Annotated in this window: 13 protein-coding genes; all 13 read right to left on the bottom strand. The window is 64.0% G+C overall.

Going from position 1 to position 11,282, the window contains the following annotated elements:
• Positions 1-66: 66 nt before the first annotated feature.
• On the bottom strand, positions 67-909 hold the full coding sequence (locus QM019_RS00470; protein WP_282851446.1) for a DUF5684 domain-containing protein: 843 nt from the start codon (positions 907-909) through the stop codon (positions 67-69).
• Positions 910-1,020: 111 nt separating this feature from the next.
• On the bottom strand, positions 1,021-1,782 hold the full coding sequence (locus QM019_RS00465) for a YaaA family protein (protein WP_282851445.1): 762 nt from the start codon (positions 1,780-1,782) through the stop codon (positions 1,021-1,023).
• Entirely contained in the window at positions 1,779-2,054 is a 276-nt protein-coding gene (locus QM019_RS00460) for a F0F1 ATP synthase subunit epsilon (protein WP_125106066.1), read from the bottom strand. The genes QM019_RS00465 and QM019_RS00460 overlap by 4 nt, the downstream gene beginning before the upstream one ends.
• Positions 2,055-2,057: 3 nt before the next feature.
• Positions 2,058-3,524, bottom strand: a complete 1,467-nt coding sequence (atpD, locus tag QM019_RS00455) for a F0F1 ATP synthase subunit beta (RefSeq protein WP_282825947.1) — start codon at positions 3,522-3,524, stop codon at positions 2,058-2,060.
• Positions 3,525-3,557: 33 nt separating this feature from the next.
• Positions 3,558-4,454 (bottom strand): F0F1 ATP synthase subunit gamma, encoded by an 897-nt coding sequence (locus QM019_RS00450; RefSeq protein ID WP_125106068.1) that lies wholly within the window; start codon positions 4,452-4,454, stop codon positions 3,558-3,560.
• Positions 4,455-4,480: 26 nt separating this feature from the next.
• Positions 4,481-6,124, bottom strand: a complete 1,644-nt coding sequence (gene atpA / locus QM019_RS00445; protein WP_125106069.1) for a F0F1 ATP synthase subunit alpha — start codon at positions 6,122-6,124, stop codon at positions 4,481-4,483.
• Positions 6,125-6,169: 45 nt separating this feature from the next.
• Positions 6,170-6,961, bottom strand: coding sequence for a F0F1 ATP synthase subunit delta (locus tag QM019_RS00440; protein ID WP_282851444.1), 792 nt, complete (start codon positions 6,959-6,961; stop codon positions 6,170-6,172).
• Positions 6,961-7,527, bottom strand: a complete 567-nt coding sequence (locus QM019_RS00435) for a F0F1 ATP synthase subunit B (protein WP_282825941.1) — start codon at positions 7,525-7,527, stop codon at positions 6,961-6,963. Before QM019_RS00435 ends, QM019_RS00440 begins: the two co-directional genes overlap by 1 nt.
• A gap of 24 nt (positions 7,528-7,551) precedes the next feature.
• On the bottom strand, positions 7,552-7,782 hold the full coding sequence (gene atpE / locus QM019_RS00430; RefSeq protein ID WP_249387819.1) for an ATP synthase F0 subunit C: 231 nt from the start codon (positions 7,780-7,782) through the stop codon (positions 7,552-7,554).
• Positions 7,783-7,886: 104 nt separating this feature from the next.
• On the bottom strand, positions 7,887-8,684 hold the full coding sequence (gene atpB / locus QM019_RS00425) for a F0F1 ATP synthase subunit A (protein WP_282851541.1): 798 nt from the start codon (positions 8,682-8,684) through the stop codon (positions 7,887-7,889).
• Positions 8,685-8,878: 194 nt separating this feature from the next.
• Positions 8,879-9,292, bottom strand: a complete 414-nt coding sequence (locus tag QM019_RS00420) for a Cg1360 family ATP-synthase-associated protein (protein ID WP_282851443.1) — start codon at positions 9,290-9,292, stop codon at positions 8,879-8,881.
• Between the two features lie 35 nt (positions 9,293-9,327).
• Entirely contained in the window at positions 9,328-10,602 is a 1,275-nt protein-coding gene (locus QM019_RS00415) for an MraY family glycosyltransferase (protein ID WP_282851442.1), read from the bottom strand.
• Positions 10,603-11,280 carry an L-threonylcarbamoyladenylate synthase gene (locus tag QM019_RS00410; RefSeq protein ID WP_282851441.1) on the bottom strand — a complete coding sequence of 226 codons (678 nt, stop codon included), beginning with the start codon at positions 11,278-11,280 and terminating at the stop codon, positions 10,603-10,605.
• Between the last annotated feature and the right edge of the window lie 2 nt (positions 11,281-11,282).

Below are 11,282 nucleotides of genomic sequence, written 5' to 3'. Positions count from 1 at the left end.
ATCCGTGGATTACTCCGCGGGGCCACGATCTGTGGAGAACTCCCCGATCGCGAACCTTGACGGTTCCTAGGAGTTATTGCGGTTGTAGTCGCCGCCGTAAGGGTTCTCGTTCGACCCTCCGTACGGGTTGTCGGAGACGCCGTTCGTGCCTGTCTGACCCGGCGTGCCTGGCTGCTGACCGTACTGGTTCGGCTGGCCCGACTGGCCGGGCTGCTGACTATAAGGGTTCTGCTGCTGGCCACCCTGCGTGGGCTGCTGGCCGTACTGGTTCGGCTGGGCGGCCTGCTGGCCGTACTGATTCGGCTGCTGACCGTAACCCGGCTGCTGGCCGAACTGCTGCGGCTGCTGGCTGTAACCGGGCTGCTGACCATACCCCTGCTGCGGGGGCTGTGCCGGGTACGACCCCGGCTGCTGCGCGTAGCCACCGGGCTGCTGGTAGCCCATAGTCGAGTAGGGCTGAACGCCCCGGTTCGCGCCGGCTGCTGAGGGGCCCGCAACCTTGCCATCGGGCAGGCCGCGCCACTTCGAGCTGTCAAATGCGACGATGGCGAGCCAGACGATAGGCAGGAAGATCCAGAGGACGACCCAGGCGCCTTCCTTGCTGAAGCCGATGCCGATGCGGTAGATCGAAATCGCGAGGAACACAACGGCGGCGATGGCGGCAAGCTGCCCGAGGAAGGGAATCCAGCTGACGAGGAAAGCCAGGGAAATCCAGCCAGGATTGCCACCGGCCTCGAGGAGCACCCACTGACTGTAGATGGGCACCCAAGCCTTCCAACCCTCGATGTTCATCTTCTCAAAGACCTTCATGAGGAAGAAGGCGGTAATAGCGTAGCTGAGCAAGCCGATGACGAGACCGATGATGATCGTCCCCACGCCAAACGACGCGGCATAGTGGTAGTCGTACATTGATTCGCTCCTAATGTGCGAGACGAGAGATACGTCAAGACCTTAACGCGGTAACCTCGCGCGAAGCGCACCCACGCGCAAAGTCACAACTCGGGTACGACGTCCGCTCCATCAACGGACGACGTCGAGGGTTCCGACGGCGCGCCGTTCCCAGCTCGCGAACGAACTGAGTGCATCCATCACCTCGGCGAGCGAGGACGGCTCGGCCTCGCCAGCGAAGCGCTCGGCCATGGCCCGGATGAGCAGGCCCTTGTTCTGCTTGTTGAAGTGATTGAGCGAGCGAGTCGAGCCGTCGTCAAGACGTTCCTTCACGTCACCCCAAGCACGGTCGGCCCCGTGGTCGAGCGGCCCCAAACCGACGTACCCCTTCGAGCGGAGGTCGAGGATGGGCCCCCGATGCGCCCGCAGCGCGGTGGCGATGTGCGTGCGCCAGCGCTGCTTGAGGGGTGCCCCGGGCAGTCTGGAGTCGTGGGACAGCCGGTAGGCCGCGATCGGGTCGCCTGCCATGATCAGTCCATACAACGCGGAATGGATGGCGACGTGGCGCTCGACCCAGGCCCGGCCCTCGGTCGACAGTGTCTCGGCAGCGATGGCGTCGTAGAGCACGCCCGTGTACCGTTCGATCGCGGGTTTGCGCGGCGCATCGTCGAGGGCGCGATTGCGCTCGAGCTCAGTCTCAGCGAGCTTCGGCGAGATCTTGAGCGCCGAGCGCGCGGCGTCGGGTGAGCCATGGGCAAGCTGCAACAGGCTTTCGCGCACGTTCGCACGCACCGGCTCGAGCTCGGGCCAGTGGAGTTTCTTGCTGAGACGGCGATTGCCGCCGTCCGATTTGGTTTCGGACGGCGGCAATAGCACGAGAAATGACGAGGTCACTCGGTAATGGAGGCCTCACCGGCGACGACGGTCACCACGTTGTTCGCCACCGAAAGGAAGCCATCCGCCGCGTGCGCGTGGATCTGCTTGCCCTCGGCGGTGGTCACGCGCACCTTGCCATCGGCAAGGATCGCGAGCACCGGGGTGTGGTCGGCACGAATGCCGATCTCACCTTCGACGGTGCGGGCGATGACCTGGCTCGCCTGGCCTTCCCACACGGTGGCCGTCGCCGAAACGACGGTCACGTGCAGCTGGTTTGCGGAGTTGACCATGCGCTAGTTCATTTCCTTCTGCATCTGGGCCCACTTCTCTTCCACGTCCGAGATCGCGCCGACGTTGAAGAACGCCTGCTCAGCAACGTGGTCGAAGTCGCCGCGAACGATCGCGTCGAAGCCCTCCACCGAGTCCTTGATGCTCACGGTCGAACCCTCGACACCGGTGAAGCGAATCGCGGTGTAGGTGTTCTGCGAGAGGAACTGCTGGATGCGGCGTGCGCGCGACACGGTGATCTTGTCTTCTTCAGAGAGCTCGTCAACACCGAGGATCGCGATGATCTCCTGGAGTTCTTTGTTCTTCTGCAGAATCTGCTTCACCGCGGTCGCGACACGGTAGTGGTCGTCACCGACGTACTGCGGGTCGAGGATGCGGCTGGTCGAGGCTAGCGGGTCGACGGCCGGGTAGAGACCACGCGAGGCAATTGCCCGCGAGAGCTCCGTGGTGGCGTCGAGGTGCGCAAACGTCGTCGCGGGGGCCGGGTCGGTGTAGTCGTCAGCAGGCACGTAGATGGCCTGGAGCGACGTAATCGAGTGACCGCGCGTCGAGGTGATGCGCTCCTGCAGCAGACCCATCTCGTCTGCCAGGTTCGGCTGGTAGCCCACGGCCGAAGGCATGCGACCCAGCAGGGTCGACACCTCCGAACCTGCCTGCGTGAAGCGGAAGATGTTGTCGATGAACAGGAGGACGTCTTGGTTCTGCACATCGCGGAAGTACTCGGCCATGGTGAGGCCGGTGAGCGCGATGCGCAGACGGGTCCCCGGCGGCTCGTCCATCTGGCCGAACACAAGGGCGGTCTTGTCCAGGACGCCCATGTCTTCCATCTCGTAGATGAGGTCGTTACCCTCACGGGTACGCTCACCGACGCCGGCGAACACCGACACGCCACCGTGGTCCTGGGCAACACGCGTGATCATCTCCTGGATGAGCACCGTCTTGCCAACACCGGCACCACCGAAGAGGCCGATCTTGCCACCCTGCACGTAAGGGGTGAGGAGGTCGATGACCTTGATACCGGTCTCGAAGATCTCGGTCTTCGACTCGAGCTGGTCGAATGCCGGCGGCTCGCGGTGGATCGGCCAGCGCTCGGTGATCTCGTACGGCTCGTTGATCATCGAGCCGTTGAGCACGTCACCGGTCACGTTAAAGACCTTGCCCTTAGTCACGTCGCCAACGGGGACCGTGATGGGCCCGCCGGTGTCCGTGACCTCCTGGCCACGGACGAGACCGTCGGTCGGCTTCATCGCAATGGCGCGGACGAGGTCATCGCCGAGGTGCTGGGCAACCTCGAGCGTCAGCTCGAAGCTCTCCTCGCCCATGGTGACCTGCGTCTTCAGGGCGTTGTAAATGCCGGGCATCGCGTCATGCGGGAACTCGATGTCGACCACCGGGCCCGTAATTCGAGCGATGCGACCGACGCCCGCGGCCGCAGGGGCCGTGGACTGTTCGAACGTCGCGTTCGTCGTCATTTGAGGTGTCCTTTTCTTCGTGTTCAGCGCGGGTCAAGAAGCGAGCGCGTCCGCGCCGCTCACGATTTCGCTAATCTGCTGCGTAATTTCAGCCTGGCGGGCGTTGTTGGCAAGCCGGCTGTAGTCACGCACCAATTCTTGGGCGTTGTCGGATGCTGCCTTCATTGCCCGCTGGCGTGCGGCCTGCTCGCTTGCCGCGGAGTGCAGCATGGCGTTGAACAGGCGTGCCTCGATGTAGACCGGCAGCAGCGCGTCAAGCACGGAGGCCGGGTCGGGCTCGAAGTCGTAGAGCGGGAAGAGGTCTTCCATGCCGGACTCGCCGGCTTCGCCCTCGACAACCTCGAGCGGCAGCAGGCGAACCGTGGTGGGGTCCTGGGTAACCATGCTGACAAAGCGGTTGTAGATGACGTGGATTTCCTGCACGCCGCCGGTCGTGTGGTGGTCGGTGAAGCGCTCGACCAGCGCCTTACCGATCTCCTTAGCGGTGCCGAAGACCGGCTTCTCGGTCGTGCCGGTCCACTCCTGCTCGAACGTGCGCCGGCGGAAGGTGAAGTAGCCAACCGCCTTGCGTCCGACAAGGTAGAACACGACTTCCTTGCCCTGCTCGCGCAGCATGGTCGCCAGTTCTTCGGATTCCTTCAACACACCCGACGAGAAGGCGCCGTTGAGGCCGCGGTCGCTCGTAAATACGACGATCGCAGCGCGCTTGACTTCGTCGTGCTCGTTGAGCAGGACGTGATCGATGTCGGCGTAGGTCGCGGCGGCCGAAACCGCCTGCGTCACGGCCCGGGCGTACGGGTTGGACTCTTCCATTCGACGACGAGCCTTGGCGATACGCGAAGTCGCGATCAACTCCATGGCACTCGTGACCTTCTGCATCGTCTGAGCCGACTTAATGCGGGCTCGGTACTCGCGAAGCTGTGCTCCCATGGTTCTCCTCTCGCTCCCGTCGCCGACTACTTGCGCTTACCGCGGACGATCTGCTCCTGGTTCACGTCCTCGGCTTCCGCAGCGTCGAATTCTTCGCGACCGGGCTTGCCGATGCCCCTGCCGTCGGAGCTACGGAAGCTCGCGGTGAAGTCGTCGATGCCCTTGTCCATGGCCGCAATGGTCTCATCCTCAAGCTTGCCCGAGGCGCGCAGACGGTCGAGCACGTCGGTGTTGCGCTTGAGGTAGTCGAGCAGTTCCTGCTCGAAGCGCAGCACGTCCGAGACCTCGACCTTGTCGAGCTTGCCGTTGGTGCCGGCCCAGATCGAAACGACCTGCTCTTCGATCGGGTACGGGCTGTACTGGCCCTGGCGGAGGAGCTCAGTTAGGCGCGCACCGCGGTCGAGCTGACGCTTGGTCGTGTCGTCGAGGTCGGATGCGAACATCGAGAACGCCGCGAGGTCGCGGTACTGCGCAAGGTCGATCTTCAGCGTGCCCGAAACCTTCTTGATGTGCTTGCGCTGGGCCGCACCACCAACTCGAGAAACCGACACACCGACGTCGACCGCCGGGCGCTGGTTCGCGAGGAAGAGGTCGGACTGCAGGAAGATCTGGCCGTCGGTGATCGAGATGACGTTGGTGGGGATGTACGCACCGACGTCGTTCGCCTTGGTCTCGATGATCGGAAGACCGGTCATCGACCCCGCACCGAGCGCATCCGAGAGCTTCGCGCAACGCTCGAGGAGGCGCGAGTGCAGGTAGAAGACGTCACCCGGGTACGCCTCGCGGCCCGGCGGGCGACGCAGCAGCAGCGACACGGCGCGATAGGCCTCGGCCTGCTTCGACAGGTCGTCAAACACGATGAGCACGTGCTTGCCGCCGTACATCCAGTGCTGGCCGATGGCCGAGCCGGTGTATGCCGAGAGGTACTTGAAGCCGGCCGGGTCGGATGCGGGCGACGCGACGATAGTCGTGTACTCGAGGGCGCCGGCCTCTTCGAGCGCGCCGCGCACCGAAGCAATGGTCGAGCCCTTCTGTCCGATGGCGACGTAGATGCAGCGAACCTGCTTCGAGGGGTCACCGGTCTCCCAGTTCGCCTTCTGGTTGATGATCGCGTCGATCGCAATGGCGGTCTTACCCGTCTGGCGGTCGCCAATGATCAGCTGGCGCTGGCCACGGCCGATCGGGATCATCGCGTCAATCGACTTGATGCCGGTCTCGAGCGGCTCTTCAACCGACTGGCGGGCCATAACGCCGGGAGCCTGGAGCTCGAGGGCTCGACGGCCCTCGATACCGGTGATCTCGCCGAGGCCGTCCATCGGTGCGCCGAGCGGGTCGACAACGCGGCCGAGGTAGCCCTCGCCGACCGGAACCGAGAGGACCTCGCCGGTGCGGGTGACTTCCATACCCTCGACGATGCCGCCGAACGGGCCGAGCACAATGGCACCGATCTGGTCTTCTTCAAGGTTCTGCGCGAGGCCGAGGGTGCCGTCGGCGAAGCGGAGCAGCTCGTTGGCCATGGTCGAGGGCAGGCCCTCGATGCGGGCAATACCGTCGGCCGCCGAGATGACGGTTCCGACCTCGGTAGCCTCGGCGCCCTGGGGACGGTAGGAGTTCGCAAAGTCGCTGAGCGCGCTGCGGATCTCCTCCGGGTTAATCGTAAGTTCTGACATGTTCTTCCCTTGTCGTTGGGGCGTCGCCCCGCGTTCGATGCGCTGCTAGGCGAGCTGCAGGCGAAGATTCTTCAGGCGTGCTGCGGCGGTGTCGTCGATGACTTCGTCACCGAATTCCACACGCATACCGCCCACTACCGAGGGGTCGATGACCTGGTTGACGGCCACATCGTGGCCGAAGCGTTTCGTGAGCGCGACGCGAAGACGATCCAGCTGTGCCTCGGGCAGGGCCCGGGCGACCGTAACAATCGCGACCTGCCGACCAGCCTGGTCCGCCACGCTCTCGCGCGCGGTCGCGGCAAGGCGACGGATGCGCTGTGAGCTCGGGAGGGTCAGCAACGATCGCAGAACGTCGAGGGTCTCGGCGCTCAAGCTGGGGGCGAACAGTCGTTCGAGTAGGGTGACCTTGCTCTGACCATCCGCGAGGCGGGAGCCGAATGCGAGTTCGAGTTCACCGTTCGACGAGATGGTCTCGAGGAACTGGTCGAGCTCGGCGCCGATGCGCTCGTGTGCACCGCTCACCTGGGCGACGGCGCGGATGCCGGCGTCCTGGATGGCCTGCACGAGCTGCCGCTCCGACTGCCACTTCTGGCTGACCGCAGCGTCGAGCACGTTGCTCGCGCCGATGCCGATGCGCTCGCCAAACACGCGTCGTGCCAGCGCGCGCTTGGCCGCCGCGTCAGCACTACGGTCAACCAGCGCCACGGCCAGCTGCTTGTTCGACGCGAGCGTTTCCGCCACGTCGAACAGCTTGCGCGCCGAGTCAGCGTCCGCAGCGGTGAGCGTGTCGACCTCGCGCTTGACGGCTTCGAGGGCGTGCTTGGTTGCAGTGCGCATCAGCGGTTCGTCTCAGCCTTCTCGTCGAGGTCAGTGAGGAAGCGGTCGACGTACGCTGCGGAGCGCTGGTCGTCCGAGAGGTTCTCTCCAACGACGCGCGAAGCGAGGTCGATCGCGAGGGTGCCGACTTCCTGGCGCAGCGAAACGATGGCCGACTGGCGCTCCGCTTCGATCTGCTCCTTTGCCGACTTCGTCATGCGGTCGAGCTCGTTCTGAGTCTCCTGCTTCTTCTCAGCCTTGATCGATTCGCCTTCGGCGCGTGCCTTTTCGCGAATCTCAGCGGCCTCGGTGCGGGCGTCTGCCAGCAGCTTCTCGTACTCGTCGCGACGAGCGTCAGCCTCGGCCTGAACGGCGGCGGCCTTTTCGATGCCACCTTCGATCTTGGCGGCCCGCTCCTCGAGCATCTGGTTCAGCTGCGGAAGGACGAACTTCCAGAAGAACAGCAGGAGCACCACGAGCACGACAAGTGACCAAAAGATGTCGTAGGTAGCGGGGAACAGCAGGCTGGGGTCCCAGCCAAAGGAGTTCCCGCCACCGACCTGCGCGAGGGCAGGTCCGTAGTTCATGATGCCCATATTGGAAGTGCCTTACTAGCCGAAGATGAACGGGGTTGCGATGCCGATGAAGGCGAGCACCTCGGTGAATGCGATACCGAGGAACATGGTGGTCTGCAGGCGACCGGCCATCTCAGGCTGGCGAGCCATGGCCTCAACGGTCTTGCCGGCGACGATACCGATACCGATACCAGGGCCGATTGCGGCGAGGCCATAGCCGACGGTCGCAATGTTGCCCGAGATCTCGGCGAGCGTGGTGTTGTCCACAGGGGTTTCCTTCCGGTTGGAAAATCGCGCCAGGGTGGAGCGATCAGTCGGTGTTCAGTTGAGATTCATTGGGGAATCGTTCGCGCGGTGCGCTAGCCGAGTGGCTAGTGCTCCTTGGCGACCGAAAGCTGGATGTAGCTCGTGGTGAGCAGAGCGAACACGTACGCCTGCAGCACGGCAACGAGGAGCTCGACGAGCGTCATGAAGAAGCCGCCAAACAGTGTGAGGATGCCCATGGTGCTCCAGACGTTCAGCATGCCGAAGAAGAACGCGGTCGCCGAGAAGCAGAGCACGAGCAGCAAGTGGCCGACCATGAGGTTGAGCATGAGTCGCAGCGCGAGCGAAAGCGGACGCACCACGAAGGTGTTCACGAGCTCGATCGGTGTGAGCAGAATGTAGAGCGGCCACGGCACACCCGACGGGAAGAGCGCGTTCTTGAAGAACGTGCCCGCGCCAGCTTCGCGGATACCCGCGTAGATGAAGGCCACGTACGTGCAAATCGCGAGTACCAGCGGCATGCCCATCAGCGCGTTACCCGAAATGTTGAGCAGCGGGATCACGCCGGTGATGTTCATAAACAGCACACCGAAGAACACCGTGAGGATGTACGGCAGGTACTTTTTGCCGATGCGCTCGCCGAGCATGTCGAACACGACACCGTCGCGGATCATGCCGACGCCCATTTCGACAAGCGACTGCAACTTCGTCGGCACGATCTTCGGCCGGCGGAGGGCGATCCAGAACAGCAGCAGGAGAATTGCGACCGCAATCAGACGAACGAGGATGACCCGGCTGATCTCGAACGGAGTCCCGTCAAACAGAAGCGCCGGAGGAAAGAGCTCCTCATCGATGTTCGGCGCGTGGAATCCTCCGTCACCGGAGGTGAACGAGAATCCCGTCATCAGATTCAAGGCCGAAGCGTACAGAGGGGTCTCCTGTCTCGTTGCACGACTCAAGAATCGCGATCGTGCGGCGGTTGACGGCTATGTCTTCGACGCTGTGCCAGGTGAACGGCCACTGGCGTTTTTCGACTTAATTACTGTAGCAACAATTCACAGCCCACACACTCACGCCGGGGCGGTTGACGGAAATAAATCTACGACTTGTCGTCATTTTCACCCGGCAGCGCGACGTCGCTGACATACGGCTGTCGGCTGCGCTGCACCACGATGATGTCGATCGCGAGTTGACCCACCATCGCGGCCATCATTGTCGACCAGAGCATCCAGTCATGGGTGAAGTCGAAGGCCTTCACGATCGCGAGCACACCGAGGAACGCGATGAATTTGAGGATCCACATGCCGAGAATCACGGCGATGAAGAACATCGGGTCGAACCGCGCGGCGAGGATGATCGACAGCACCGTAAGCCCAGTGAACAGGAGCGTCACGCCGGCGGCCACGAGCGCCGACCAGACGCCGGGCCAGTCCGCGACAAAGTAGCCGATCACTCCCCCGATGACAGCGATCGCCAGGGTCAGCAGCAGCGACCACCTCAGCACACGTCGCATTACGGGCACGCTGGTGGGGGGGTTCGTGGAGGAGGTCATGAGTTTCCTTTGTCGTCGTTCGGCAAGGAGCGGGTGGGGATGAGACCGCGGAGGCGCTCTGTCAGCGCGACGGGAGCCGGATCAGCCGCCCGGTCACGATCGGACTGCGTGCCGCCAAGTTCGTCGAGCGGATCGTGGGCGTCGTCGTCGAGTTCGGGCGAGCGCTGTGCCTCGACCTCCATTCGTTTGCGCAGCGACATCGGCGAAATCGTGAGGATGCTGCACACGATCATGCCGAGCACGAGGAACACGCCAGAAATCCAGATCGGCTGCACGAGGAACGCGAGCAGGGCCCCGACACCCACCACGGTGGCCCAGGCGTAGAAAATCAGCACGGCGCGACGCTGCGTGTGCCCCATGTCGAGGAGTCGATGGTGCAGGTGTTTGCGGTCTGCCGTGAACGGCGACTTGCCGGCGCTGAGCCGGCGCACCACCGCGAGGATGAAATCGACAAGCGGCACCACGAGGACCGCAAATGGCAGCAGTAGCGGGAGGAAGGCGGGCATGAGCGCATCACGGCTGATGAGGCTCGGGTCGATCTCGCCGGTGACGGCGATCGTCGACGCGGCCATGAGCAGGCCAATCAGCAGCGCGCCGCCGTCACCCATGAACATCTTCGACGGGTTCCAGTTCCAGGGCAGAAAGCCGACGCACACGCCGACCACGAGCGCCGACAACAGCGCCGCCAGGGTGAAACGGCTCGACGAGAGCGATTCGGTGAGGAAATAGCTGTAGAGCAGGAACACGCCGCCCGAAATGATCGCAACGCCGGCGACGAGTCCGTCGAGGCCATCGATGAAGTTGACCGCGTTCATGACGAGCACGACCGCGAGCACTGTCGCGAGCACCGACATCCACTGCGACGCCACCGTGACACCACCGATGGGCAGCGAGGTGATCGCGACACCCGAAAACGCGAGGATCAGCCCCGCGACGATCTGTGCCGCGAGCTTGATCATCCAGTCGAGATCGACGATGTCGTCGATCACGCCCACGATCACGATGAGGGTCGCGGCGCCGATCAAGCCCCAGAGTCTCGTCTGGTTCGCAAATACGAGTTGAAACCAGCTGATTTGCGTCGCAATCGCGATCGTCGCGAGGAACGCAAAGTACATCGCGACGCCGCCGAGTCGGGGCTTTGGGGTCGTGTGCACGTCACGTTCGCGCACGGCGGGGTACCAGCGATAGCGCATCGCCACGCGGTACACCAGCCAGGAGGCAAGGAAGGCCAGCACCGCGGCGATCAGGATGACCCTTGCGTAAAAGAGCACCTAGACGAGAGTCCCTCGATCTGGCTCAAGCTGGTCGCCGAGCACCTCCGCGATTTGCGCGCGTTCGAGCGCACCCGCTCGCACGATGCGGGCCGGCAGGGGGTCGCGCGCGGTGAGTCCCGTAGCGTCGACAATCGTCGAGGCGGCTCCACCGACCTCGCCCGCGTCCAAGAAGATCTGCACATCGTCGCCGAGCTGGGCGACCGCATCCTGCACGTTGCCGGGCGCGGGCTCGCCGTGCTTGTTGGCCGATGAGACGGCGAGCGGCCCGGTCTCTTTGAGCAACTCGAGGGCGAACTCGTTGTTCGGGATGCGCAGGGCGACGGTGCCGTGCGTCTCACCCAGGTCCCACTGGAGGCTCGGCTGCGCCGGCAAGATTACGGTGAGGGGTCCCGGCCAATGCTGCTCGACGAGCGTGCGGATGACCTCGGGAACCTCGCGCGCCAACGCGTCAACCGCCGACGCGCTCGCCACAAGCACCGGCGGGGGCGAGGTGCGGTCGCGTCCCTTCGCCGCAAGCAGCTTTCCAATGGCGGACGCGTCGAACGCGTTCGCGGCGATCCCGTAGACCGTGTCGGTCGGCATCACGATGACGTCGCCGCGAGCGACCGCGCCGCGGGCCTCGCGCATCCCGGCGAGGAGTTGCGGCGGCTGAGCGAGGTCATATACATCTGGCATAA

It is taken from the genome of Gulosibacter sediminis, assembly GCF_030011715.1.
In the GTDB taxonomy this organism is placed as follows: Bacteria; Actinomycetota; Actinomycetes; order Actinomycetales; family Microbacteriaceae; genus Gulosibacter; species Gulosibacter sediminis.
This window is presented reverse-complemented; position numbering and strand designations above follow the sequence as displayed.

Coding starts and splice junctions, on each gene's coding strand:
- QM019_RS00470 (WP_282851446.1), bottom strand. CDS start 909: ATGTACGACTACCACTATGCCGCGTCGTTTGGCGTGGGGACGATCATC.
- QM019_RS00460 (WP_125106066.1), bottom strand. CDS start 2,054: ATGGTCAACTCCGCAAACCAGCTGCACGTGACCGTCGTTTCGGCGACG.
- atpD (WP_282825947.1), bottom strand. CDS start 3,524: ATGACGACGAACGCGACGTTCGAACAGTCCACGGCCCCTGCGGCCGCG.
- QM019_RS00450 (WP_125106068.1), bottom strand. CDS start 4,454: ATGGGAGCACAGCTTCGCGAGTACCGAGCCCGCATTAAGTCGGCTCAG.
- atpA (WP_125106069.1), bottom strand. CDS start 6,124: ATGTCAGAACTTACGATTAACCCGGAGGAGATCCGCAGCGCGCTCAGC.
- QM019_RS00440 (WP_282851444.1), bottom strand. CDS start 6,961: ATGCGCACTGCAACCAAGCACGCCCTCGAAGCCGTCAAGCGCGAGGTC.
- QM019_RS00435 (WP_282825941.1), bottom strand. CDS start 7,527: ATGAACTACGGACCTGCCCTCGCGCAGGTCGGTGGCGGGAACTCCTTT.
- atpB (WP_282851541.1), bottom strand. CDS start 8,684: ATGACGGGATTCTCGTTCACCTCCGGTGACGGAGGATTCCACGCGCCG.
- QM019_RS00420 (WP_282851443.1), bottom strand. CDS start 9,292: ATGCGACGTGTGCTGAGGTGGTCGCTGCTGCTGACCCTGGCGATCGCT.
- QM019_RS00410 (WP_282851441.1), bottom strand. CDS start 11,280: ATGCCAGATGTATATGACCTCGCTCAGCCGCCGCAACTCCTCGCCGGG.